This window comes from Arthrobacter sp. FW306-06-A, from assembly GCF_021870055.1.
Lineage (GTDB): Bacteria > Actinomycetota > Actinomycetes > Actinomycetales > Micrococcaceae > Arthrobacter.
In genome coordinates, this window is record NZ_CP084552.1 from 3,151,518 (window position 1) to 3,176,107 (window position 24,590).

Below are 24,590 nucleotides of genomic sequence, written 5' to 3' on the forward strand. Positions count from 1 at the left end.
TCCGGACTATGCTGGCCACAACCGGCGAAGGGAGCGGGCATGGTTGTCCAGTTGCGGATCTGTGTGCCCGGGGAGCTGTCCGAGGTAACGGTACAGACCTGCCGCGACCAGCGGGGTGTGGCAGAAGTCATGGTGGCCAAGGGGGCGGCCGTGGTGCCTCCGGGCGACGTGATCGAGGTTTTCATCGCCCGGGAGTCCGTGGAGGAACTGCTCGAAAAGCTGGACATCCTGAAGATCCAGGAGGCGGGCTCGATTGCCATGTCGACGCCGGAATTCGTCCTCTCGAGAAAGGCGGACCAGGCAGAGCGGTCCGCCCCGGGGGACGGCGCGGACGCGGTGATCTGGGACGATGTGACCCGGCAAACCGGGGAGGATTCCAGGCTGACGTGGAACTTCCTCGCTTTCCTGGTCCTGGCCACACAGCTCGCAGGAATTGGCATTGTGACCGATTCCCCGATTGCCATTGTCGGCGCCATGGCGGTGGGCCCCGAGTTCGGGCCGCTGGCCGCCCTGGCCGTGTCGCTGGCCACCCGGCAGTGGAAGCTTGGCCGGCGCGCCGCCGTCGCGTTGGGTGTCGGGTTCCCCGTTGCCATGCTGCTGGCAGCACTCACTGCGTGGCTTTCGGTGCCGCTGGGGCTGTTCCCGCGCGATGCCCTGGACAAGGGGTCGGCCGTCGAATTCATCTACCACCCCGGGCCGTATTCACTGATTGTCGCGGTGCTGGCCGGGATCGCGGGCATGCTGTCCATCATCGGCCGGCGTTCCGCCGCGCTGATCGGCGTCTTCATCTCCGTGACCACCGTGCCGGCGGCCGGGTATGTGGCGGTGGCTTTGGTGTTGGGCGAATACCAAAAGGCGGCGGGCTCTGCCCTGCAGCTGCTGCTCAACCTCGTGGGCATCGTGGTGGCAGCCTTGGCAGTTCTGCTCTTTTACCGGGTGGTCGCCAGGCGCCTGCCGGATGGGGCGGCGCGGAGGCTGCAGCGCCAGCGAAGCGGAGCGCGCCGCTAGCCGCCGAGCTCTCCCCTATGGGCGCAGCAGGCCCCGCAGGGTCTGGATGGTGTCCGCTTCGGCCGGAACCTTGTCATCGCGGTAGCGCTTGACGCGCGCGAAACGGAGCGCGATTCCACCGGGGTAGCGCGGCGACTGCTGCACGCCGTCAATGGCAATTTCGACGACGGTGACAGGCTCCACCCAGACCGTCCCGGCAGTGCGCCGCACCTCAAGCTCCTGGAACCTTTCGGTCTGCCAGCGCAGCAGTTCATCGGTAAGGCCTTTGAAAGTCTTGCCCACCATGACGTAACCGCCGGGTTCACCGAACTCTCCAGCAGGGTCCAGGGCCCCCAAGTGCAGGTTGGACAGCATCCCAGTGCGCCTGCCGGACCCCCATTCGCAGGCCAGCACCACCAGGTCATAGGTCAGGACCGGCTTCACTTTCACCCAGTTCGATCCACGCCGGCCTGCCGCGTAGGCGGACCCGATCGCCTTCACCACAACACCCTCGTGGCCGGCGGCAAGCGCGTCCTGTGAGACACGTTCCGCAACCGCCGGGTCAGCCGTTACCTCCCCCGGGATCCGGTGGGCAGGGGCAATGCGCTCAAGCACCTCGATGCGGTCGGCCAACGGCTCGTCCAGCAGGTCCCTCCCATCGATGTGCAGCACATCGAAGAACCAGGGATGCAGGAGGGTTTCGCGCACTGCATCCGCGCCAAACCGTGCCATGGTTTCCTGGAAGGGCCGCGGGCCGCCTTCCTCATCGAGGGCCAGGGTCTCGCCGTCCAGGATTACGTGCCGCAGCGGCAGGCCACGGACCACTTCCACCACTTCGGGCAGCCGGTGGGTGACGTCGGCCAGGTTGCGGGTGTAAATGCTGACGCGGTCGTCCGCGCGGTGGACCTGGATGCGCGCGCCGTCGAGCTTGTATTCCACGGAGGCCTCCCCCGTGGTTTCCAGTGCTGCACTGGGACTGGCTGCGGTGGAAGCGAGCATGGGCAGCACGGGGCGGCCCACCACCAGTCCGACGGCGTCAAGCTCGGCCTGGGTGCCGGTGATGGCCAGGAGGGCTGTTTCGCCGAGGTCTCCGGAGAGCATGGCGGCACGCCGGACGGCTTCCACGGGCTTCCCGGCAGCGCGGGCCACGGCATCAGTCAGGACTCCTTCCAGCGCACCGGTGCGCAGCTCGCCGAGCAGGACTCCGGTGATGAACGACTGTTCCGGCCCGGTGGCCGCCGACAACAGTTTCCGCAGGATTGCTGTCCGCCCCGCCGCCGACCCCGTACCCGCCGCAGCCAGCAGTCCGTCCAGCGCCGCATCAAAGTCGGCCACCGTCAGGCTCGGCTCGTCGGCCGGGTCCTCCTGCGCCGCTGCCACCGCACTCCATCCCACGCCCACGCGGCCCTGGCGCGGTTTGGCACTGAGCAGGCCCACCGCCGTCGGGATCTCCACTGGCTCAAGGCGGCGCAGCAGGCCGGCCAAGGCGTCCACCTTCGCCAGCCGGGAGCGGGTCGACGCAACGGACGCGCTGGTTTCCACAAGCTCAAGGAGCAACATGGGACCATCCTGCCACGGCTCTGGACAGCCTCCCGGCGCTGCTCCACAATGGGCGCGTGGGGATCATTGTCGCGAACCTGTTCATCACCCTCGATGGCGTATACCAGGCGCCCGGCGGCCGCGAGGAAGACAGCGAAGGCGGCTTCGAATTCGGCGGCTGGCAGGCGCCGGTGTCCGACGACGAAGCGGGCGCCGCCATCGCTGCCGAGATCGGACGCATGGACGCCTTGCTCCTGGGGCGGGCAACCTATGACATCTTTTCGTCGTACTGGCCCCACCAGTCCGGCGACATCGCGGACGCACTTAACCGGGTGCCCAAGTTCGTCGTGTCCGGCTCCCTGCACGATCCCAGCTGGGCAGGGACCACAGTGCTGCCGGATGCCGCCGCGGCCGGCAGCCTCCGGGGGGACTACGGGCAGGTGCACATGTTCGGCAGCGGGTTCCTCATCCGGTCCCTCCTGTCGGCAGGCGTGCTGGACCGTCTTCACCTGTGGCTTTATCCCGTCGCGCTCGGACAAGGCAAGCGCCTCTTCGACGACGGCAGCGTACCCACCACTTTCAGCCTGGCCGAGCCGGCGCGCAGCTTCCCCAAAGGCGCTGTGTCTTTGGTCTACGAGCCTGTAGGCGGCGTAGAGACGCAGGACATGGCGGCTGGTTAAGCCTCCTGCAGGGGACATGAAAAAGGCTGGTCCGGCAGATGCCGGACCAGCCTATTTCGAGCGGAAAGCCGCGAGGGTGCAGCCGCTAGTGGCTGTGGCCTGCGTGCTCGTCCTCTTCGGCCGGCTTCTCCACGACCAGGGTCTCGGTGGTGAGAACCAGGGCGGCGATGGAGGCCGCGTTGCGGAGGGCTGCACGCGTGACCTTGACTGGGTCGATGACGCCCGCGCCGATCAGGTCCTCGTACTCGCCGGACTTGGCGTTGAAGCCGTTGTTGACCTCGGCGTCGGCAACCTTGGCGGCCACCACGTAGCCGTCGAAGCCGGCGTTCTGGGCGATCCAGCGCAGCGGCTGAACCAGTGCCCGGCGGACGATGCCGACAGCTGCTGCGGCGTCGCCTTCGAGGGCCTTGACCGAAGCGTCCTCATCCAGTGCCTTGAGGGCGTGGACCAGGGCGGAACCGCCGCCTGCCACGATGCCTTCTTCGAGGGCAGCGCGGGTGGAGGACACCGCGTCCTCGATGCGGTGCTTCTTTTCCTTCAGCTCAACCTCGGTGGCAGCACCGACCTTGATGACGCCGATGCCGCCGGCCAGCTTGGCCAGGCGCTCCTGGAGCTTTTCGCGGTCCCAGTCGGAGTCGGTGCGGGTCAGCTCTGCGCGCAGCTGGGCTACGCGTGCTGACACGTCCTCAGCCGAACCGGCGCCGTCCACGATGGTGGTGTTGTCCTTGGTGACGGTGATGCGGCGGGCGGTACCCAGCACCTCCAGGCCAACGGAGTCCAGGCTCAGGCCCAGTTCCGGGGAGACAACCTGCGCACCGGTGAGGGTGGCGATGTCCTGCAGCATGGCCTTGCGGCGGTCACCGAAGCCCGGAGCCTTGACGGCAACGACGTTCAGGGTGCCGCGGATGCGGTTGACGATCAGCGTGGACAGGGCCTCGCCCTCAACGTCCTCGGCAATGATGAACAGCGGCTTGGAGGCCTGCAGCGCCTTTTCGAGCAGCGGCAGGAATTCCTGGATGGAGGAGATCTTGCCCTGGTTGATCAGGATGAGGGCGTCCTCGAGGACAGCTTCCTGGCGCTCCGCGTCGGTGACGAAGTACGGGGACAGGTAACCCTTGTCGAACTGCATGCCCTCGGTGAGGACCAGTTCCGTCTGGGTGGTGGACGACTCTTCGATGGTGATGACGCCATCCTTGCCCACCTTGCCGAAGGCCTCGGCGAGGAGCTCGCCGATTTCGTCGCTCTGGGCGGAGATGGCGGCAACGTTTGCCACCTGGGTGCCTTCAACCGGGCGGGCGTTCTCGAGCAGGCGGGCAGCCACGGCTTCAACCGCAACTTCGATGCCGCGCTTGATCTGGCCGGGGGCAGCGCCGGCTGCAACGTTGCGCAGGCCTTCCTTGACCAGGGCCTGGGCCAGGACCGTTGCGGTGGTGGTGCCGTCGCCGGCAACGTCGTTGGTCTTGGTAGCTACTTCCTTGGCCAGCTGGGCGCCAAGGTTCTCGTAGGGATCGTCCAGTTCCACTTCGCGGGCGATGGTGACGCCGTCGTTCGTGATGGTGGGGGCGCCCCACTTCTTGTCCAGGACGACGTTGCGGCCGCGGGGGCCGAGCGTCACCTTGACGGTGTTCGCGAGCTTATCGATGCCGGCCTCAAGGGACCGGCGGGCAGCGTCATTAAACGCAAGCTGCTTTGCCATGGTTTTGTCCTTTCAAAGACAGAACCCCGCACTGCCGGCCAGCATGAGCATGGCCGGCGGCACGGGGATCCGGAAGAGTTACTTTACGACGATCGCCAGGACGTCGCGGGCGGAGAGCACAAGGTACTCGGTGCCGCCGGTCTTGACTTCGGTTCCGCCGTACTTGGAGTAGATGACGACGTCGCCAACTGCTACGTCAACGGGGACGCGGTTGCCGTCTTCGAAGCGGCCGGGGCCTACTGCGACAACTTCGCCTTCCTGCGGCTTCTCCTGTGCGGAGTCCGGGATGACCAGGCCGGAAGCCGTGGTCTGCTCGGCTTCGAGCGGGCGGACAACAATACGATCCTCAAGAGGCTTAATAGAGACCGACACTCGGACCTCTCCTTTTCGTCAGCAAATTCGTGGACTGGAAAGCTTTCCGCCGTAGCTGGCAAACCGTCGTCGCGGTGCCGGCAGCAGCCTGGCTGGCAGCTCTTCATGTGTTAGCACCCGCCTAGGGAGAGTGCTAATGAAGACTCTATGTATGAGTTAGCACTCGGTCAAGGTGAGTGCCAACGTTTCGTCATGGGCGTACGCCTTTGCTGGATGGACGATGCCGGGCGGCGGGGTGGCAGCCGCAGCCCACCTACCGGCCGAGGTCGTCAAAGTCCACGTCCTCGCCGCCGTCGGAATCGCCGCCGCCCTGCTTCCGTCCGCGGTAGAGGACCCACCCGGACACCGCTGCGGCGAGCAGCGCAATGACGAGGAAGACGATGCTTCCTGCCCGGGCGCCGTCGTACAGCCCGCGGATGTCCTTGGCCTCCTGGGTGTTGTCCTGGATGTCGTTGCCGCCCACGGAATAGACGGTGGCGTTGAAGGTGTCCAGCAGGAAGATGATCACCAGCAGGGCGATGCAGACCACGGCCACCACGGCAGCGGCGATCAGGACGGGACGGGCATACCTGGCGGGTCCGGTGTGCCTGGGCCCGTGGTCCGCGGTCTCCCCTGGGGCTTCGCTCTCATCCATGGTTTCAACAGTATCCGCATCCCGGCCACGCGCTCCTCCACTAGGCTGGAACCCATGGCTCACGCTCCCCAGGACCAGATTGCACAGGACCAGATCGCACCGCTGCTGACCCCCGAAGGCTGGGAGTTGCTGGCATCGCTGGGCCCCTACCGGGACGAGGATTCGTTCGAGCTCAATTCGGCCCTCCGGAAGGCCGGGCACTCCCCCGAGCTCGTGTCCGCCGTGCTCACGCAGTCGCGGCTGCGCACCCGGGCAGCGGCGAAGTTCGGCGAGTTTGCCCGCCAGATGCTCTTCACCCAGGCTGGACTGGAGCAGGCCACGCGCCTGAACGTCGCCGCCCACCATGCGCGGCGTTTCGCGGCTGCCGGGATCGGCCACGTGGCGGACCTGGGCTGCGGCCTCGGCGCCGACTCACTGGCCCTGGCCTCCCTGGACATCAACGTCACCGCGGTGGAAATGGATGAAACCACCGCGGCATGCGCAACGGTGAACCTCATCCCGTTTCCCAACGCCACGGTGGTCCACTCGGACGCGGCGACGGTCCCGCTGGAAGGGATCGACGGCGTCTGGCTGGATCCGGCGCGCCGGGTCACCTCCACCTCGGGCACCAAACGGATTTGGGACCCCGAGGCGTTCTCGCCGCCGTTGTCCTTCGTGGAGTCGCTGGCCGCCGGGGGGAAGGCCGTGGGAGTGAAGATGGGCCCGGGCATGCCGCACGAATCCGTGCCCGCCGGGTGCGAGGCGCAGTGGGTGTCGGTGGGCGGGGACGTCACCGAGGTGACCTTGTGGTTCAACGCCGTACGCAGGCCCGGCGTCCGCCGCGCTGCCCTGGTCCTGGGTTCCCAGGGGCCGGCCGAACTGACCAGCGGCGAGGACTTCGGCGCAGGCCCGACGGCGCCGGTGGGACCGGTGGAGGGGTATCTGTACGAGCCCGACGGTGCCGTGATCCGCGCCGGTTTGGTGGCGGACGTGGCGCTGGAACTCGGCGGGCATTTGGTGGATGAGCACATTGCCTACATCTGCGCCCCGGAGCTCCTGGACACCCCGTTTGCCAAGGCCTACAAGGTCCTGCAGGTCATGCCTTACAACGTCAAGGCCTTGAAGGCCTGGGTGAAGCAGGAGGGCGTCACCGTGCTGGACATCAAGAAGCGCGGCACCGCGGTGACCCCGGAAGAGCTGCGGAAGCAGCTGCTGCCGGGCGGGAAAAACACCAAAAAGGGCGGCAAAACGGCCACCCTGGTCCTGACCCGCATCGGCGAGGACCGGGTGGCCATCGTGGTGGAACCCGTCTGACTGCCTGGCCGGGAGCCCCTCGCGCAGCTACTGGGCGCGCATGAACTCCTCGGCGGCCCGCACCTGCTCTGCCGTCGGCCGCACCCCCGTGTACAGGACGAACTGCTCCAGCGCCTGGATGGTGGCCACCTCCGACCCGGTAATGACTGGCTTGCCGGCTGCCCTGGCAGCGCGGATCAGCGGCGTTTCGGCAGGCAGCGCCACCACGTCGAACACCACGCGGGCGGCCTCGATGGCTTCGGCAGGAAAAGCCAGGCTGTCCGCTTCCGCCCCTCCCGCCATGCCGATGGGGGTGACGTTGATGATCAGGTCGGCCGTCCCGCCGTCGAGCGCTGCCCGCCACTGGAAGCCGTACTGGTCAGCGAGCGCACGCCCGGCGCCCTCGTTCCGGGCGATGACGGTGACGTCCTTGAAGCCGGCGTCCCGTAAGGCAGCGACCGTGGCCTTGGCCATGCCCCCCGCGCCCTGGACCAGCACGGAATAGTTGGTGGGCACCGCATTGGTGGCCAGCAGCTGCTCAATTGCCGTGTAGTCGGTGTTGTACGCCTTGAGGTGCCCGTCCGTGTTCACGATGGTGTTCACGGAGTCGATGGCCTTGGCAGAGGGATCCATCTCGTCCACGAGCGCGATGACGTCTTCCTTGTATGGCATGGAGATGGCGCAGCCGCGGATGCCCAGCCCGCGGACGCCCGCGATGGCCTGCTCCAGGTTGGTAGGCGCGAACGCCTTGTAGATCCAGTTCAGGTCCAATTGTCCGTACAGGTGGTTGTGGAACCGGGTCCCGTTGTTGCTGGGCCGGGCCGAGAGCGAGATGCAGAGGGTCATGTCTTTATTCAGAATGGGCACCAGACCATTAAACCCGCGTTCACCCGCTGGGTGGTGTTCCGGTCAGGGGCAGCCGGTTCCCGCAGGAAAGGGCCCGACGGCGGCGGGCAGCTTCCCGGGGGCGGGCGCCTTTCCGGCCAGCACGGCGGCCAGTGCGTCGAAAGCGGCGTCGGTACGGCCATAGAGTGCCAGCTTCACCGGCGCGCTGGAGCCCTGCAGCGGCCAGGGGGCATCCAGGGCCACGGCGATGTCACCGCCGGCCGGTTTCCCGCCAAAGCCGATCAGGTTGACCAGGGGTCCCGCCCCGACTTCGAGTCCGGCCCGGGCAGCGGCGGCCTCGAACCGCTCCCGGTCCCCCGGTCCGCCGCCGGCCACGCGCACCGAGCCGGGCACCAATGGTCCGGCGCAGGGGCCGGACACCACCGTGACTGCGGACGCGGACACCTGGGCAGACAAGGGAGCAGCGCTTCCGGCCGGAGCACCGGCACCCGGCGTTCCGGGAGCAGGCGTGGTCCGGGCATGCCAGATCATCATGCTGGCCACCCGCTGCGCTGCCTCATCCAGCCGGGCGGCGGGAAGCGTGCCTGCGGCCAGCGCCTGGACGATCGCGGCATGGGCCTGTGCCACGTCGGCAGGCATCAGCAGCAGGTCGGCACCGGCGGTGAGCGCCTTCACCGCGGCAGCGCCGGCCGGGTACTGGTTGTCCACCGCACCCATGTTCAGCGCGTCAGTGACGGCCACACCCTTGAAGCCCAGCCCCCTCAATGCTGCGTAACTTGGGGCAGAAAGCGACGACGGCACGCCGGGTTCCAGCGCAGGCACGGCGATGTGCCCGGTCATGACGATCGGAAGGCCCGCGGCGACGGCGGCCTGGAACGGCTTCCAGTCCCGGGCCCTGAGCGCATCGATGCCGGCCGGCTGGACGGGGAGGCTCAGGTGCGAGTCTGCAGTCACGGATCCGTGCCCCGGAAAGTGCTTGACGCTGGGAAGCACCCCGGCGTCCAGCATGCCCTGCGAAAAGGCCACCCCATGGGTTGCCGCTGCCACCGGATCGGCGGACATGGACCGGGACCCGATGGTGGGGTCGCTGGGCCCGATGGTCACGTCAGTGTCCGGGGCGAAGTCCAGGTCGAAGCCCAGCGGCGCCAGCTCACCCGCGAGGCCTTTGCCGGCTTTGCGCGTCAGGTCCGGGTTTCCGGCGGCGCCGTAGCTCATGGGCGTGGGCCACTCGGTGAGGGGGGCCCCGAGGCGTGCCACCGCACCGCCTTCCTGGTCCACGCCGATGATCCCGGGCCAGCGCCGGCCGTCGGCCGCAACAGCCTGCAGCAGCCGCTGGTTCACGGCTCCCATGGCGGCCACGTCGACGTTGCCTTGCCCGTCAAGGGGCACGTTGTCCCCCATGATGATGGAACCCGCAAGATGCAGGCGCTGGATGAGCGCGGCATGGGCCTCCACCTGGTTGCCCTTGAAGAACGGGAGCAGGACCTGCCCGGCCTTCTGTTCAGGCGACATCGCCGCCACAGCGGCCACTGCCGCGTCCTGGTCCCGCTGCTCCGGTCCCCACCCCAAAGGCCGGGAACCCGGGTCCGGTGACGGAGAAGCCGAAGGAGGTGCCGGCGTCGTACTTGCCGATGCCGAAGGGGACGGGACGGTGGGCGGCGCGGAGGACGACGGCGGGGCCACACTTGGGGAGGGAGAACAGGAGGCCAGGGCCAGGGCGGACAGGGCCAGGAGGAGGGGGAAGGATTTGGCGGGACTGTGACGCAGCAGGAACGGGGCCATCAATACGATGCTACCCCTGCACTAGACTTGAACCACCCGTTCGCCTCCCGGCAGCAGTCTGTGAGCGGCATCAGCCAGCGGCAAACCGGAGAGTAAGGAAACGTGTGAAGATCGACTTCGCGTCATCGAGGCAGTCAACGCTCGGTGTTGAGTGGGAGCTTGCACTGGTGGACGGAAAGACGGGCGAGCTCGCGTCCGTAGCCAACCAGGTGCTCCGCGGCGTGGCTTCCCGCCACCCGGAACTCAACGAAGACGACGAACACCCGCACATCAAGCAGGAACTGCTGCTGAACACGGTGGAACTGGTCACGGGCATCTGCGAGACAGCCGCCGAGGCCAAGGAGGACCTCAGCCGGTCCGTCGCCGCCGTCCGCGAGATCACCGATCCCATGGGTGTGGAGCTGTTCTGCGCCGGCAGCCACCCCTTCAGCCCGCCGCAGCTGCAGCCGGTGACGGACAAGGCGCGCTACGCCAAGCTCATTGACCGGACCCAGTGGTGGGGCCGCCAGATGGTCATTTACGGCGTCCACGTCCACGTGGGGCTGGACCGCCGGGACAAGGTGCTCCCCGTATTGGATGGCCTGGTCAACTACTTCCCGCATTTCCAGGCGCTCTCCGCGTCCAGCCCGTTCTGGGGCGGTGAGGACACCGGCTACGCCTCCCAGCGCGCTCTGATGTTCCAGCAGCTTCCCACGGCCGGCCTGCCCTTCCAGTTCAAGTCCTGGGAAGAGTACGAGTCCTACGTCCAGGACATGTTCACTACGGGCGTCATCGACACCATCTCGGAGATCCGGTGGGACATCCGGCCGGTTCCAGCACTGGGAACCATCGAGATGCGCATCTGCGACGGCCTGGCCACGCTGGAGGAAGTGGGCGCCATCGCGGCCCTCACCCAGTGCCTGGTGGACGAGTTCTCCACCATCCTGGACAACGGCGGCACCATCCCCACCATGCCGCCGTGGCACGTGCAGGAAAACAAGTGGCGCGCCGCCCGCTACGGTATGGACGCCATCATCATCCTTGACGCCGCGGGCCACGAGCAGCTGGTGACGGACCACCTGCTGGAGACGCTGAACCGGCTGGAACCCGTGGCCGCCAAGCTGCGTTGCTCCGACGAACTCGCCGACGTGGAGAAGATCATCCGCCGCGGCGCCGGCTACCAGCGCCAGCGTCGCGTGGCTGAGGAAAACGGCGGAAACCTGCAGGCCGTTGTGCTGGACCTGGTCAAGCAGATGCGCAACGGCCCCACCGCCTGACGTGCTCTATCAGATATGGCTCCTAAACCGCCGGTTTGGGAGCCATATCTGATAGAGCAAATGGGGGTTTGAGGGGTTTGGTGGGCCTTTGGACCCTGCCCTGCCCCTTCAGTGCGGCGCGATTCTTTTCCGTAGGCATGTGAGTTCCTGCGGAAGGGGAAGTTGAATGACTCCTGCTCCTCCTGTGGCCAAGCGGAGCGGCACACTCCTCCCCCTCATTGCAGTAGTGCTGGTCCTCTTTGCGGTGGCCGCACTTTGGCCTCTACTGGCTGCTGCCACCGCGCAGGCCCAGCTTTCCGTTCAAATCGCCGCCGGCCTTGCAACGTTCGTGGTTTTCTTCGCTGCCATCGGCCTGGCAGGTCGGACCGAGGGGATCAGGTTCGCCACCGCCGTCGGGTTCTCCACGCGGCATGCCGGCTGGCAGCTTCTCACAGCCCTTGCACTCCTGGCCGTCACGCTTGCCGTGACCCTGGCCCTGGCCGCGCTGGGCTTTCACATGTTCGGCGAGGGCCAGACCGGATTGCTGCCCTTCCTGTACGGGGCCGTGCGCAGCTTTCTGCTGGTGGGGTTTGGCGAGGAGCTCATCTGGCGCGGCTATGTCCTGGGCGCAGTGCGCCGAAACCTGCGCTCCGGAGCGGCCGCCGTGCTGCTGTCCTCGGCGCTCTTCGGGCTGTGGCACTATCCCGGCGGGCAGGACGTGCTCCAGGTCCTGGTGACTATGCTCTTCGGCGTGCTGTGGAGCGCTGCCAGGATGAAGATCAGGCACTGCTCAACGTTCGCTACCGGAACCGCCCACGGCCTGCACGACCTCGCACTGCTTGTCATCGCCACTCTTACCGCCTGAGTTGCTCTAGCAGATAGGGCTCCCAAACCCCCGGTTTGGGAGCCCTATCTGATAGAGCAACTGGTCGCTTGGCGGGGGTCAGGCCGGGAGCGACACCGAGGTGACCGGCATCGAGGAATCCGGAGCGAACCCGATACCGCTGGGCTCGACGCCCGCCATCACCAGCTGGGCGCCGAGCGCGGCCACCATGGCACCGTTGTCCGTGCAAAGATCCAGGGGCGGAACGTGCAGCCGGATCCCGGCCGAGGCGCAGCGCTGCCCGGTCAGTTCCCGCAGGCGTGAGTTGGCTGCCACGCCGCCGCCCAGCAGGACATCCTTGATGCCGTGCTCACGGCAGGCCAGGACCGCCTTGGACGAGATCACGTCCACCACGGCTTCCTGGAACGCCGCCGCGATGTCTGCCACGGGAATCTCTTCCCCGCGGGCCTCGAACTGCTCCACGCACCGGGCCACCGCCGTCTTGAGCCCGCTGAAGGACCAGTCGTACCGGTGCGGCCCGGGTTCATCCGCCGTGCCCATGTACTTGGGCTGGGTAAGGCCGCGGGGGAAGCGGATCGCCTTCGGGTTGCCATTGCGGGCCATCTTGTCGATGGCCGGTCCGCCCGGATAGCCGAGCCCCAGGATGCGGGCCACTTTGTCGTAGGCTTCGCCGGCGGCGTCATCGATGGTGGAGCCCAGCAGTTCCACGTCGCTGGTGATGCTGTTGATCCGCAGGATTTCGGTGTGGCCGCCGGAGACGAGCAGGGCGCCGAGGTTTTCGGGCAGTTCCTGCTTCCGGCCGCTTGCACGGTCGTCCAGGAGACCCACGCCCACGTGCGCTACCAGATGGTTGATGGCGAACAGGGGCTTTCCGGTGGCGACGGCGAGCGCCTTGGCGGCGCACACGCCCACCATCAGCGCGCCGGCAAGCCCGGGCCCGGAGGTGACGGCAATGGCGTCCACCTCCTCCAGGGTCACCCCGGCGTCTGCCAGGGCCTGTTCGAGGGTGGGGACGAAAGCGTCCAGGTGCGCCCGGGAAGCGATCTCGGGGATGACTCCACCGAAGCGGACGTGCTCATCCATGGAGGAGGACACCGTGTTGGTCAGGAGTTCGGTGCCGCGGACGATGCCGACGCCGGTTTCGTCGCAGGACGATTCGATACCCAGTACCAGGGGCTGTTCACGGTTCATGCCTGGCCTGCTTCCGTTGCTTCGTGGCCTTCAGGATGCGGTGCGGTCAGTTGGAGGCGCATGATGAGGGCGTCCACGCCGTCACGGTAATAGCGGGGCCGGGTGTGGATCTGTTCAAAGCCAAACCGCACATACAGCTGTTGCGCCCGGGGGTTGTCGGCACGGACTTCGAGCAGGACGTCGGCCGCGCCCCGCTGGCGGGCCTCGTCGATCAGGTGCGTGAGCAGCGTGCTGCCGATGCCGCGGCCCTCGTAATCGGGGACGACGGCGATGGTCTGGACGTCCGCAATGGGCTCGATGCACATCAGGCCTGCATAGCCCACAATGCCGTCGTTTGTCTCCGCCACCAGGTAGCGGCGGGTCTCCGGCTGGGAAAGCTCGTCCAGGAACATCTGCACGGGCCACGCGTCAATGGGGAAGAGCTTCTGTTCGAGGAGACCGACGGCGGGGACGTCGTCCAGGGTCATGTCACGGATGGTGATTCCGGCCAGGCGGGGGTCCGGGAGGGTGTTCACAGTGCCCGCTTCCGTGGTCCGGGAACCTGCGCGTCGGATTCGCGCAGGTAGAGGGGGGTGGAGTCCAGCAGGGTGTGTCCGGAAGCGAGCCGCGCGAGGGCGAACTGGCCAAGGTACAGGGCGTCCGGCTGCTCGCCGTCGAAGTCCGGGTGGGCCTGAAGGGCATCAGCGTAGAGCCCTGCACCTGCGCCGAAGGCGGGCAGGTCCGGAAGGTCTGCCGCGAACCCGACATGCGGCCCGTCTTCCAGCCGGGGCAACTGGGCATCATTGAGGCTGTAGCGGGCCCAGTACACCTCCTTGCGGCGGGCGTCCGTGACCACCAGGAACTCGGAAGGCGCCGCCGTGGATTCGGCAACCTCAAGGGCCACGGCGTCCAGGCTCATCATCCCGTGCAGTGGCTTGCCCCAGACGAAGGCCAGCGTGCGGGCCGTGGCAATGCCTGAACGCAGCCCGGTAAAGGGGCCGGGCCCAACGCCCACCACAATGGCGTCGACGTCCTGCCCTTTGACCCCTGCCTCGGACAGCATGGTGTGGATGCCCGGGGCGAGCACCTCCGCGTGGCTGCGGGTGTCCTCCGTGGCGAAGCTTGCCACCACGCTTTCCGGGGCGTCGTCCGACACCAGCGCGGCGCTGGCCACGGCCGAGGTATCGATGGCCAGAATCAGCACGGGCTGCTCCCTTCCGGGCTTCCGAGTTCGGGAACGCTTGGCCACCGGGGCCCGTAGCCGCGCATCACAATGGTGCGGGGTTCGTCGGTTTCCTCGCCGTCAAAGTCCAGGCTGGCGGAAGCCGCGGACGCTCCCTCCGCTGCAAAGCCCGTGGTCCCGGTGCTTCCCAACCCGATGGCCCCGAGCCCGATGGCGCGGTGCAGGTCGATCTCGAGCCGGCTGTCGCTCAGGTGTTCCACCCGTTCGTGCCCCCACTCCACCACTGTGACGGATGTGTCCATCGTGTTTTCAAGGTCGATATCGTCGACCTCCGCGGCCGAGCCCAGCCGGTAGGCATCCACGTGCACCAGATCCGGGCCAGCGGGACGCGGACCATCTGGCAGGTTGGGATGGACCCGGACCAGGACGAAGGTGGGCGAGATGATGCCCGGGCGGACGCCCAAGCCCTCGCCGAGACCCTGCGTGAAGGTGGTTTTTCCGGCACCCAGCTCGCCGGACAGCACCAGCAGGTCCCCGGCCTGCAGTACCTCCGCCAGACGGGCGCCGAACGCGTGGGTCTGTTCCGCCGTCGTCGCCGTAAACGTCTTTTCCCAGTTGGCAGGCAACTCTTCGGGGCTGCTCACGCGGCTCCCTCCTTGCCGGGCACGCCCGCCAGGCCCCGGCTGTTGTCAGCGGGATCGTCCTCGTTGATGAAGCGACGGGGTACGCGGGGGCTGATCCGGGTCACCACCTCGTAGTTGATGGTTCCGGCGGCGCGGGCCCAGTCATCAACGGTGGGCCCTCCGTCGGCGCCGCTGCCGAACAGCTCCGCTTCCGTGCCCTGCAGGCCGGCCCCCGATGCTTCCGGCCCCAGGTCAATGACCATTTGGTCCATTGCGATCCGCCCCACCACCGGGTAGGTCTTGCCGGCGACGCGGACTGGACCACCCGTGGCGACGCGGGGCACGCCGTCGGCATACCCCAGTGGTATGAGTGCCAGCGTGCTGGCTTCCCTGGTGCGGTAGTGCAGCCCGTAGGAGACACCCTGTCCGGCGGGCACCTGCTTGCACTGGGATACGAGGGTACGCAGCGTCATGGCGGGACGGAGGCCAAGCTCAGCGGATGTGGTCCCGTCGAACGGCGAAAGCCCGTAAACGCCCAGGCCAACCCGCACCAAGTCGAAGTGGGTGTCCGGCCGGGACAACGTGGCGGGGGTGTTGGCCAAGTGCCGGACCTCAAGGTCCACGCCCGCATCCTCGGCGATGGCAAGCGCCTCGCGGAAGGCGGCCACCTGCTGGTCCGTTTCGGGCCGCTCCGGTTCGTCAGCGACGGCCAGGTGGGAGAAGATGCCCACCACGCGCAGCAGCCCCTGGTCCTGGTATTCCACGGCCTCCCCTACCAGCCGGTCCCAGGTCTCCGGGGTGGCGCCGTTGCGGCCAAGCCCGGTGTCCACCTTGAGGTGGATGCGCGCGGGGCGTTCCTGCTCCCGCGCCGCGGCAACGATGCGTTCCAGCTCCCAGCCGGAGCAGCCGATGTCGACGCCGGCGGCCACGGCGGCACCGAAGTTGCTGTCCGTGGTGTGCAGCCACGCGAGCAGCGGCGCGTCAATCCCGGCGGCGCGCAGCGCGAGGGCCTCGGAAATATGGGCCACACCCAGCCAGGAGGCGCCCGCCTGCAGTGCCGCCCGGGCCACAGGGACGGCACCGTGGCCGTAGGCATCGGCCTTGACGACGGCCATGACTTTCGCGGGGGAAGCAGCGGCGGCAAGCCGGCGGACGTTGTGCCGGATGGCGTCCAGGTCGATCACGGCGGACCGCTCATGGCGGGGGTCCGGCCCGGAGGCAGCGCTGAATTCACCGGTTGTTGCGGGGTAGGTCACCTAATTGATTCTAGTGCGGGCACTTCACGCCGAATAATCAGGGCGCCCAGCGCTGCTCAGGCATCCGACAGGTGCGCGATGGTGGCCGACGCGCGGCGCTGGGCAGCGAGCGGCACGTCGTCGATGATGTCCGCCAGGAACCCAAAGCGCCGCAGCCATTGGCTGGTCTGCCGTTCCGGGCGGGCGTTGGCGCGTTTCCACCAGTCCGCGATGTCGCCCCAGCCCGGGGCCGCCAGGGATCCGCCCACCTCCTGTACCGCCAGGGACGCGCACAGGTTGGCAAACCGCAGCCTGTCCCCCAGCGGCCAGCCGGCAAGAGTGCCGACGATAAATGCCGCGTCAAAGCAGTCACCCGCCCCGGTGGGGTCGTGTGCCTTGACCGGAAGCGACGGAACCCACTCCTCCTCCCCGGTTTCCGAGTCCACGGCCATGGCACCCTGCGCTCCGAGGGTCACCACCGCCACGGGAACGCGGTCAGCCAGTGCATAGAGAGCGCTCCACGGGTTGTCCTTGCCGGTGAAGGCCATGGCCTCGCGCTGGTTGGGCAGGAAGGCGTAAAAGTACTGCAGGTTGTCCAGCCGCACCGGAGCCCACTCCCCGCTGGGATCCCACCCCACGTCCCCGAACAGCTTCACCCCGGCCGAATGGGCAGCCCGGGCCCACGGTTCCATCTCCAGGCCCACCTCCGCAATGCCGGCGAGCGCCTTGGGCGGGTCTCCGATCAGTTCGGAGTTTGTCACCGGGGCGGAGTGCCCGTGGGTCACCAGGGAACGGTCCTGGTCCACGCAGAGGGACACGGTGACCGGAGAGTGCCAGCCCGGGACGCGGCGGGACAGGCTGAGGTCCACGTGCTCCTGGCCGGAGAGGATCTTCCAGTTGAAGTCCCCGTATCCGTCATCCCCGAAAGCAGCCGCCAAGCCGGTGCGCAGCCCCAGCCTGGCGGCGGCAATGGCCTGGTTCGCCACCCCGCCGGGGCAGCTCCCCATGCCGTCGCTCCAGACTTCGGTGCCTGGTTCGGGACCGTGCGGCAGGCCCGTGAAGATGATGTCCTGGAAAACCGTCCCGGCGAGCAGCAGATCGAATCCCGGCTCCGCATGTGGGCGGACAGCAGCCAGCGGATCGAAGGGGCGTGCTGGCATCGCGTCCATAGTGCGCAGGATACGCCGCACCGCACTGCTCCGGTAGGGGCTTTGGAAGGCTGGACACGATGTCGGAGACCGGTCCTAGACTTCATCCATGCGGCTGATGACTGCCGGCGGCGGGGGTTTCCGGGTGCCGCTGATCTACCGGGCTTTGGTGTCCGGCCCCTTTTCCGGGCTGGTCACCGAACTGGTGCTGTACGACGTCGATTCCGCCCGCCTGAACGCCGTCACCTCGGTGCTGCAAAGTATGCCGGGGAGCGGGGGTGCCCGGCTTCCCGTGCACGCCACCACCGATCCTGCCGCAGCCCTGGACGGTGCCGACGTGGTGTTCGCGGCCATCCGGCCAGGCGGCACGGCGGGGCGCATCGCCGACGAGAAGGTGGCCCAGGGCCTCGGGCTGCTGGGCCAGGAAACTACCGGCGCCGGCGGGATCTCCTACGCCCTCCGGACCATCCCGCACATGCTTGGCCTCGCCCGGCTGATGCGGGAACACTGCCCGGACGCCTGGCTGATCAACTTCACCAACCCGGCCGGAATGGTCACGGAGGCGCTCCTCCCAGTCCTGGGCCACCGTGTCCTTGGCATCTGCGACTCGGCGGGCGGGCTGGTGCAACGGGCAGCGGCCGCCGCCGGCGTTGCCTTGGCGGCGGGACGGCTCGACGGCGTGGGCTACTACGGGCTGAACCACCTGGGCTGGCTGTACCGGCTGGAGTCCGGCGGGACGGACGTGCTGCCTGGCCTGTTGGCGGACGCCGGCGCCCTGCACTCGTTCGAGGAGGGCAGGCTCTTCCCGCAGCCGTTCCTGGCCGCCCTGGGCCTGCTGCCCAACGAGTACCTGTATTACTACTACCAGCGCGACGTCGCCCGGCAGGCGATGCAGGCCATGGCACAAACCCGCGGAGAAAGCATCCACACCCAGCAGCAGGAGCTGTATCCGCGGCTGGCCGCTGCCGGGCCGGACTCTTATCGGCTGTGGGAGGAAGCCCGGCGGTCACGTGAGGAGGGGTACCTGGCCGAAGCCCGGCATGACGGCGAGCGCCGGAACGAGGAGGACCTGGCCGGCGGCGGGTACGAACGGGTGGCGCTGGGGGCCATGCGCGCCCTGGCCGGTAGCGGGGAGGCCCAGCTGATCCTCAATGTCCGCAATGCACTACCTGCCATGGGCAACGCGGATACCCGGGCACCCGAACCGTCCACTGCTCGCCCAAGCCCTTCCGAACCCGCCATCCCCGGTCTTCCCGCCGACGCCGTCGTCGAAGTCCCCTGCACTGTTACGGCTGACGGCGCCTTCCCGCTGCCGCAGCAGATGCCCGCCGGCGCGCAGCTCGAGTTGCTCCAGCGGGTCAAGGAGGTGGAGCGGTTCACGGTGCAGGCGGCCACCACCGGGGACCGTGCCGCAGCCCTCGAGGCCTTCGCCCGGCACCCGCTGGTGGATTCGGCAGACCTGGCCGCCAGGCTCCTGGCCGGCTACGATCAGGCTTTTCCGGATCTGGGGAAGATGTGGGAGGGCGGTGGGCGTTACGGGAAGGAGTAGTGTTTTACCGAATGCGCACTGAACCGGCTCCGTTGACGCGCGCCGGCGGCCGGAAGGAGGTCCCGTGGCACTGATCCGCAGGGTCGCTTTGCTCTCCCTCCACACCTCCCCCATGGAACAGCCCGGTTCGGGCGATGCAGGCGGAATGAACGTCTACATCCGCGAGCTGGCGTCGGCGCTGGCCGAGGCGGGCGTTGAGGTGGAGATCTTCACGCGCGCCACGTCCGTGGACCAGGCCGCCGTCGAGCATCCCGATCCCGGTGTGTGCGTGCACAACGTGCTGGCCGGACCGCCCAGGAAGATCCCCAAGGAGGAGCTCCCCGGGCTGCTGCACGCCATGGTGGCGGAAATCGAGCAGATCCGCCGGCGCCAGCCGCACGGGCGCTATGACGTGATCCATTCGCACTACTGGGTGTCCGGGATCGCCGGGCTGGAGCTGTCCCAGCTGTGGGGTGTGCCGCTGGTCCACACCATGCACACGATGGCCAAGGTCAAGAACCTGCTGCTGGAGTCCGGCGAGCAACCGGAGCCGCGGCGTCGCGAGTTGGGCGAGCACCGCATCGTGGAGGGTGCGTCCAGGCTCATCGCCAACACCAGCTCCGAAGCCGCCGAGCTCGTCTCCCACTACGGCGCCACCTACGACCGCATCGATATCGCACCGCCCGGCGTCGACCTCGCCACGTTCACCCCGGCGTTCCGGGCACGGTCCAGGATGCAGCACGGCGTCAGCCCTGACACCTTCCACCTCGTCTTCGCCGGCCGGATCCAGCGACTGAAGGGTCCGCAGGTCCTGGTCAAGGCTGCCGCGTTGCTCCGGAAACGCCGCCCGGACATCGACCTGCGGGTCACCATCCTTGGCGCCTTGAGCGGCAACAAGGAATTCAACCTCCGCTGCCTGATCAAGGAGGCAGGAATGGACGACGTCGTCACGCAGCTTCCGCCCGTCAAGGCACCTGAGCTTGCGTCATGGTTCCGTGCCGCCGACGTTGTGGTGATGCCTTCCTTCAGCGAATCCTTCGGGCTTGTGGCCCTCGAGGCGCAGGCCTGCGGTACGCCGGTGGTGGCCACCCGGGTGGGCGGACTGTCCCGCGCCATTTTCCACGGCCGCACAGGCCTCCTGGTGGACGGCCACCACGCTTCCGACTGGGCCGACGCCTTGGAAGCCCTGTACGACGACCCCGCCACCCGCGAGGACCTAGGCCGGGCCGCTGCCATCCGGGCACAGAGCTCCGGCTGGCAGCGCACTGCCGCCATCACGCTGGAGAGCTACCATGCCGCCGTCGACAGCTTTGTGGGCCGCCGCCTGGCCCCGGTGGTGCCTGCTTCCTGACGTTCCTTCGTCCTTCGCCCCGCTGCTGTTAGCTTAGGGGCAGGTCTCCGGCGCGGGCCGGTGCAGGAAAGGACAAGGATGTCAGCGTTTCCTTCTGATCTTGAAATAGCACGTGCTGCCCGGATCCGGCCGATCGGGGACATTGCAGCTGCCGCAGGGGTTAACGCCGACGCCCTGGAGATGTACGGGCGGTATAAGGCGAAGATCGATCCGGGCCGCCTCGCTGCCCCCGCTCCGCACGGCAAGGTGGTGCTGGTCTCGGCCATGTCACCCACCCCGGCGGGCGAGGGCAAATCCACCACCACAGTGGGCCTGGCGGACTCCCTGGCCCGGGCCGGGCACAAGGTGATGATCGCACTGCGGGAGCCCTCGCTGGGACCGGTGCTGGGCATGAAGGGCGGCGCCACCGGAGGGGGATATTCACAGGTGCTGCCCATGGACGAGATCAACCTGCATTTCACCGGGGACTTCCACGCGATCACGTCAGCCAATAATGCGCTGATGGCCTTGGTGGACAACCACATCTACCAAGGCAACGCGCTCAACATCGATCCGCGCCGGATGACGTTCAAGCGCGTGCTCGACATGAACGACCGGTCCCTGCGCGAGGTGGTGATTGGTCTGGGCGGGCCGACCCAGGGCGTGCCGCGGCAGGACGGGTTCGACATCACCGTGGCCTCGGAGGTCATGGCGGTTTTCTGCCTGGCCACCGATCTGGCTGACCTGCGCACCCGCCTGGGGCGCATCACGTTCGGTTACACCTATGACCGGAAACCCGTGACGGTGGCCGACCTAGGCGTGGAGGGCGCCTTGACGCTGCTCCTCAAGGAGGCGGTCAAGCCCAACCTGGTGCAGACCATCGCCGGCACGCCCGCGCTGGTACATGGCGGCCCCTTCGCGAACATTGCGCATGGCTGCAACTCGCTGATCGCCACGCAGACCGCCCGGCGGTTGGCGGACATCGTGGTCACCGAGGCCGGCTTCGGGGCGGACCTGGGGGCGGAGAAGTTCATGGACATCAAGGCGCGGTACGGCGGCCTGGCACCGTCCGCCGTCGTGGTGGTGGCTACCATTCGGGCCCTGAAAATGCAGGGCGGAGTGGCCAAGGACCAGCTGACCCGGCCGGATATCCCTGCACTGGAAGCCGGCGTGGCCAACCTGCGCCGGCACATGCGCAACGTGGAGAAATTCGGGGTCACGCCGGTGGTGGCCATCAATCAGTTCTCGTCCGATTCGCCCGAGGAACTGGACTGGCTGCTGGCATGGTGCGCTGCGGAGGGCGTACGGGCAGCGGTTGCGGATGTGTGGGGCCGCGGCGGCGGTGGCGATGGCGGCGACGAACTCGCGGCATTGGTGGCGCAGGCATTGGAGGCGCCCAGCAGCTTCCGGCACCTGTACCCGCTCGAGCTGCCTGTGGAGGACAAGATCCGCACCATCGCCCAGGAAATCTACGGTGCCGACGGGGTGGACTTCTCCGTTCCGGCGCTGAAGCGGTTGGCCGATATCGAGCGGAACGGGTGGGGCTCCCTGCCGGTCTGCATGGCCAAGACGCAGTACTCGTTCACGGACGACGCCTCCCGGCTGGGTGCCCCTAAGGGTTTCACGATCCATGTCCGCGACCTGCTGCCCAAGACCGGCGCGGGCTTCATCGTCGCCCTGACGGGGGCCGTGATGACCATGCCGGGCCTCCCGGCCGCCCCGGCCGCCCTGCGGATGGACGTGGATGCAGAAGGCAACCCCGTCGGCCTCACCTAGCACCCCCGCTCACCTCTGGCCCGCCTTTCAGAAACCCCCGCTCACGTTTGGCAGCTCTTCCAGGAACCCCCGCTCACCTTCTGCTTCTTTTCCAGGAACGCCCGCTCACCTTTCGCAGCTCTTTTAGGAACGCCCGCTCACGTTCTACCCTGTGCTGGGCACCTGTGGATAACTTCAAACTGACTCCAGCTGTTTGTATGAGAATGCAGTATGCGATCCCGCCCGCCCCTACCCGAGCAATTGGCCAGCAGCCCTTTCACGCTTGAGAATTCCAGGAATGCCGGACTGCATCGCAACCGCTTGCGAGGCAGGGATATTCAGCACATCAGCCGGGGACTCTATCGTCCTGCCAACTGGGACTTCTGCCTGGAGGATGCTGCCCGCGCCCTTTCCGAAGCGACGCCCGGAGCATGGATTTCGCACGTGACCGCGGCCAGAATCCGAGGTTCTCTTCTGCCCGCATGGCTCTCAGACTCCAACGCGCTGCATCTCAGCAAGTCCACTGCCCTTCCCGGAGCGCGGAGAAAGGGAATCCATGGCCACCGGGTCATTGTGAAGCCCGGTGAGGTCGAGTTCGTCGAGGGAATTTGGCTGAGCACCAGGGCGCGAACCTGGTTGGACATGGCACGGCAGCTGCCTTTGAACGACTTGGTGGCCATGGGAGACCAACTCGTCCGGACACCCCGCCCAGAACTTGAGGGCAGGAAGGGCGCCTACTCAACCGTTGAGGATTTGCGGTGTTTGGTCGCCCGACACCCAAATCTTCAGGGCGTTGTTCGTGCCAGGCAAGCGCTGGACCTGATCCGGGTCGGATCTGATTCCGCGCCAGAAACGTTTCTTCGATTGTCCATGCTGGACGCAGGCCTTCCCGAACCCGAGTTGCAGGTTGGGCTTCGCCCAGGGGACGCGCGATCGCCGTCTGCTGACCTCGGCTTTCGACGACGGAGAGTTGCAATCCAGTACGACGGCGGCCATCACCTATTGGAGCCGCAGCGCCTGAGTGATCGGCGCAGGGACAAGGCCTTCGGAGCGGCTGGGTGGACTGTCGTCATTGTCGACAAGGCCGATCAGGAAGATGATTTTGCGGCTGCCATCAAGAAGATCAAGCGGGCTTTGAGTAGTTCAACGGTCGATCCCTCAATCAGCTCGGGGTTCGCCAATGAGTGATTCAGCAGCTCCTACGTTCCGCACCTCTGAACCTCGTTTCGGCCCTTTTGCGCCTGCGAGAAGACCGCACGTTTAGTATCCGGAACAAGTCCAGCTAGCGTGAGGGCGTCCCGCCAAGACATACCCAACATGAGCGGGGGTTGGAGAAAACCCAGCCAAAAGTGAGCGGGCGTTCCTGAAAGACAAATCAGAGGTGAGCGGGGGTTAGTAGAAGGCGTGTCAGAAGTGAGCGGGCGTGTTAACGGAGGACGCTCCCCCACCGGGTGAACCGGTGAGGGAGCGCCCTAAAGCCGTACGAAAGGGTTAGCGCTCCACGTCGCCGCGGATGAAGGCTTCGACCTTTTCGCGGGCGAGGTCGTCGTTGAACTGCTCCGGCGGGGACTTCATGAAGTAGCTCGACGCCGACAGCAGCGGCCCGCCGATGCCACGGTCCAGGCCGATCTTCGCCGCACGGATCGCATCGATGATCACACCGGCAGAGTTCGGCGAATCCCACACCTCCAGCTTGTACTCCAGCGACACGGGGGCGTCACCAAAGTTCCGGCCCTCCAGGCGGACAAAGGCCCACTTCCGGTCATCGAGCCACTGAACGTAATCGGACGGGCCGATGTGCACGTCCTTGGCGGCCAGCTCGGCCTCAACGTTGGAGGTCACGGCCTGGGTCTTGGAAATCTTCTTGGACTCCAGCCGGTCACGCTCCAGCATGTTCTTGAAGTCCATGTTCCCGCCAACGTTCAGCTGGTAGGTCCGGTCCAGAGTCACGCCACGGTCCTCGAACAGCTTCGCCATCACGCGGTGCGTGATGGTGGCACCGATCTGGCTCTTGATGTCATCGCCCACGATGGGCACACCAGCGGCGGTGAACTTGTCAGCCCACTCCTTGGTCCCGGCAATGAAGACGGGCAGTGCGTTCACGAACGCCACCCCGGCGTCGATCGCTGCCTGGGCGTAGAACTCGGCAGCCTGCTGTGAGCCGACTGGCAGGTAGCAGACCATCACATCCACCTGGGCGTCCTTCAGGGCCTGGACCACGTCCACGGGCTCTTCGGTGGACTGCTCGATGGTCTCCAGGTAGTACTTCCCCAGCCCGTCCAGGGTGTGGCCACGCTGGACCGTCACGCCGGTGGGGGGAACGTCGGCGATCTTGATGGTGTTGTTTTCGCTGGCAGTAATGGCATCGGCAAGGTCAACGCCGACCTTCTTGCCGTCCACGTCAAACGCGGCGACAAACTCAACATCACCCACGTGGTACTGGCCAAACTCAACATGCATCAGGCCCGGAACGGTATCTGCCGGATCGGCGTCCTTGTAGTACTGAACGCCCTGCACCAGCGAGGCAGCGCAGTTACCCACGCCAACGATTGCAACACGAATGGGATGTGAAGACACAGAACTCCTTTGGGGACAAACGTCAGCCTGCCTGGTTTGCCTCCGAGTAATGGACGACGGCGGCCGGCTGGCTTGGCGCCACGCGGCGCCTTTTCATACTACCCAAGGAGCGGGGCCGGGCGTTGTCACGCCCGGCCCCGCTCCGTAAAAGAAA

The 24,590-nt window shown here is 67.1% G+C and carries 22 protein-coding genes; 9 read left to right on the forward strand and 13 right to left on the reverse strand.

Annotation, left to right across the window (positions count from 1 at the left end; translation table 11 throughout):
• The first annotated feature begins 39 nt into the window (after window positions 1–39).
• The gene (locus tag LFT49_RS14645) at window positions 40–1,008 is read left to right on the forward strand and encodes a DUF389 domain-containing protein (protein ID WP_236799044.1); all 969 of its coding nucleotides are present in this window, start codon (window positions 40–42) and stop codon (window positions 1,006–1,008) included.
• A gap of 15 nt (window positions 1,009–1,023) precedes the next feature.
• On the opposite strand, the gene LFT49_RS14650 is transcribed toward LFT49_RS14645, so the two are convergent.
• On the reverse strand, window positions 1,024–2,547 hold the full coding sequence (locus LFT49_RS14650) for an ATP-dependent DNA ligase (RefSeq protein WP_237428605.1): 1,524 nt from the start codon (window positions 2,545–2,547) through the stop codon (window positions 1,024–1,026).
• A gap of 56 nt (window positions 2,548–2,603) precedes the next feature.
• Here LFT49_RS14650 and LFT49_RS14655 point away from each other — a divergent pair, with 56 nt between their 5' ends.
• Window positions 2,604–3,206 carry a dihydrofolate reductase family protein gene (locus LFT49_RS14655; RefSeq protein WP_237428606.1) on the forward strand — a complete coding sequence of 201 codons (603 nt, stop codon included), beginning with the start codon at window positions 2,604–2,606 and terminating at the stop codon, window positions 3,204–3,206.
• Between the two features lie 85 nt (window positions 3,207–3,291).
• Here LFT49_RS14655 and groL read toward each other — a convergent pair whose 3' ends face one another.
• The 3 genes from groL to LFT49_RS14670 all read right to left on the reverse strand — a co-directional run bounded on the left by groL (window position 3,292) and on the right by LFT49_RS14670 (window position 5,908).
• Entirely contained in the window at window positions 3,292–4,902 is a 1,611-nt protein-coding gene (gene groL, locus LFT49_RS14660; protein WP_236799047.1) for a chaperonin GroEL, read from the reverse strand.
• Window positions 4,903–4,980: 78 nt separating this feature from the next.
• Window positions 4,981–5,274: a co-chaperone GroES gene (groES, locus tag LFT49_RS14665; RefSeq protein ID WP_003805290.1), complete on the reverse strand. Its 294-nt coding sequence runs from the start codon at window positions 5,272–5,274 to the stop codon at window positions 4,981–4,983.
• A 253-nt stretch (window positions 5,275–5,527) separates the two neighbouring features.
• On the reverse strand, window positions 5,528–5,908 hold the full coding sequence (locus tag LFT49_RS14670; RefSeq protein WP_237428607.1) for a hypothetical protein: 381 nt from the start codon (window positions 5,906–5,908) through the stop codon (window positions 5,528–5,530).
• A gap of 54 nt (window positions 5,909–5,962) precedes the next feature.
• Here LFT49_RS14670 and LFT49_RS14675 point away from each other — a divergent pair, with 54 nt between their 5' ends.
• The gene (locus tag LFT49_RS14675) at window positions 5,963–7,201 is read left to right on the forward strand and encodes a class I SAM-dependent methyltransferase (protein WP_237428608.1); all 1,239 of its coding nucleotides are present in this window, start codon (window positions 5,963–5,965) and stop codon (window positions 7,199–7,201) included.
• 27 nt (window positions 7,202–7,228) lie between these two features.
• Here the strand turns inward: LFT49_RS14675 and LFT49_RS14680 are convergent, their stop codons facing one another.
• Window positions 7,229–8,026, reverse strand: coding sequence for a shikimate 5-dehydrogenase (locus tag LFT49_RS14680; protein ID WP_237430525.1), 798 nt, complete (start codon window positions 8,024–8,026; stop codon window positions 7,229–7,231).
• Window positions 8,027–8,089: 63 nt separating this feature from the next.
• On the reverse strand, window positions 8,090–9,538 hold the full coding sequence (locus LFT49_RS14685) for a glycoside hydrolase family 3 protein (protein ID WP_237430526.1): 1,449 nt from the start codon (window positions 9,536–9,538) through the stop codon (window positions 8,090–8,092).
• Between the two features lie 374 nt (window positions 9,539–9,912).
• Between LFT49_RS14685 and LFT49_RS14690 the strand changes: the two genes are divergently transcribed.
• Together LFT49_RS14690 and LFT49_RS14695 are read left to right on the forward strand one after the other, a co-directional pair.
• On the forward strand, window positions 9,913–11,064 hold the full coding sequence (locus tag LFT49_RS14690; RefSeq protein ID WP_237428609.1) for a glutamate--cysteine ligase: 1,152 nt from the start codon (window positions 9,913–9,915) through the stop codon (window positions 11,062–11,064).
• A 166-nt stretch (window positions 11,065–11,230) separates the two neighbouring features.
• Window positions 11,231–11,908 carry a CPBP family intramembrane glutamic endopeptidase gene (locus tag LFT49_RS14695; protein WP_237428610.1) on the forward strand — a complete coding sequence of 226 codons (678 nt, stop codon included), beginning with the start codon at window positions 11,231–11,233 and terminating at the stop codon, window positions 11,906–11,908.
• A gap of 78 nt (window positions 11,909–11,986) precedes the next feature.
• Here the strand turns inward: LFT49_RS14695 and tsaD are convergent, their stop codons facing one another.
• Genes tsaD through LFT49_RS14725 form a run of 6 tightly spaced genes read right to left on the reverse strand, consistent with a single transcriptional unit; the run spans window position 11,987 to window position 17,267 of the window.
• Window positions 11,987–13,078, reverse strand: coding sequence for a tRNA (adenosine(37)-N6)-threonylcarbamoyltransferase complex transferase subunit TsaD (tsaD, locus tag LFT49_RS14700; RefSeq protein WP_237428611.1), 1,092 nt, complete (start codon window positions 13,076–13,078; stop codon window positions 11,987–11,989).
• Window positions 13,075–13,545, reverse strand: a complete 471-nt coding sequence (gene rimI / locus LFT49_RS14705) for a ribosomal protein S18-alanine N-acetyltransferase (protein ID WP_237430527.1) — start codon at window positions 13,543–13,545, stop codon at window positions 13,075–13,077. The genes tsaD and rimI overlap by 4 nt, the downstream gene beginning before the upstream one ends.
• A gap of 44 nt (window positions 13,546–13,589) precedes the next feature.
• Entirely contained in the window at window positions 13,590–14,261 is a 672-nt protein-coding gene (gene tsaB, locus LFT49_RS14710) for a tRNA (adenosine(37)-N6)-threonylcarbamoyltransferase complex dimerization subunit type 1 TsaB (protein WP_237428612.1), read from the reverse strand.
• A complete protein-coding gene (gene tsaE, locus LFT49_RS14715; protein WP_237428613.1) occupies window positions 14,255–14,884 on the reverse strand; it encodes a tRNA (adenosine(37)-N6)-threonylcarbamoyltransferase complex ATPase subunit type 1 TsaE in 630 nt (209 codons plus the stop codon). The genes tsaB and tsaE overlap by 7 nt, the downstream gene beginning before the upstream one ends.
• Window positions 14,881–16,119 carry an alanine racemase gene (gene alr, locus LFT49_RS14720; protein WP_237428614.1) on the reverse strand — a complete coding sequence of 413 codons (1,239 nt, stop codon included), beginning with the start codon at window positions 16,117–16,119 and terminating at the stop codon, window positions 14,881–14,883. Before alr ends, tsaE begins: the two co-directional genes overlap by 4 nt.
• A gap of 56 nt (window positions 16,120–16,175) precedes the next feature.
• Window positions 16,176–17,267 (reverse strand): carbohydrate kinase family protein, encoded by a 1,092-nt coding sequence (locus LFT49_RS14725; protein ID WP_237428615.1) that lies wholly within the window; start codon window positions 17,265–17,267, stop codon window positions 16,176–16,178.
• A gap of 88 nt (window positions 17,268–17,355) precedes the next feature.
• Between LFT49_RS14725 and LFT49_RS14730 the strand changes: the two genes are divergently transcribed.
• The 4 genes from LFT49_RS14730 (at window position 17,356) to LFT49_RS14745 (ending at window position 23,047) form a co-directional block, all read left to right on the forward strand.
• On the forward strand, window positions 17,356–18,795 hold the full coding sequence (locus LFT49_RS14730; RefSeq protein WP_237428616.1) for a family 4 glycosyl hydrolase: 1,440 nt from the start codon (window positions 17,356–17,358) through the stop codon (window positions 18,793–18,795).
• Window positions 18,796–18,859: 64 nt separating this feature from the next.
• The gene (mshA, locus tag LFT49_RS14735; protein WP_237428617.1) at window positions 18,860–20,125 is read left to right on the forward strand and encodes a D-inositol-3-phosphate glycosyltransferase; all 1,266 of its coding nucleotides are present in this window, start codon (window positions 18,860–18,862) and stop codon (window positions 20,123–20,125) included.
• A gap of 78 nt (window positions 20,126–20,203) precedes the next feature.
• A complete protein-coding gene (locus LFT49_RS14740) occupies window positions 20,204–21,880 on the forward strand; it encodes a formate--tetrahydrofolate ligase (protein ID WP_236820156.1) in 1,677 nt (558 codons plus the stop codon).
• A gap of 210 nt (window positions 21,881–22,090) precedes the next feature.
• Complete coding sequence (locus LFT49_RS14745; RefSeq protein ID WP_237428618.1) at window positions 22,091–23,047, forward strand: endonuclease domain-containing protein; 957 nt, start codon at window positions 22,091–22,093, stop codon at window positions 23,045–23,047.
• A 303-nt stretch (window positions 23,048–23,350) separates the two neighbouring features.
• On the opposite strand, the gene LFT49_RS14750 is transcribed toward LFT49_RS14745, so the two are convergent.
• A complete protein-coding gene (locus LFT49_RS14750; RefSeq protein WP_236799062.1) occupies window positions 23,351–24,436 on the reverse strand; it encodes an inositol-3-phosphate synthase in 1,086 nt (361 codons plus the stop codon).
• Window positions 24,437–24,590 lie beyond the last annotated feature (154 nt).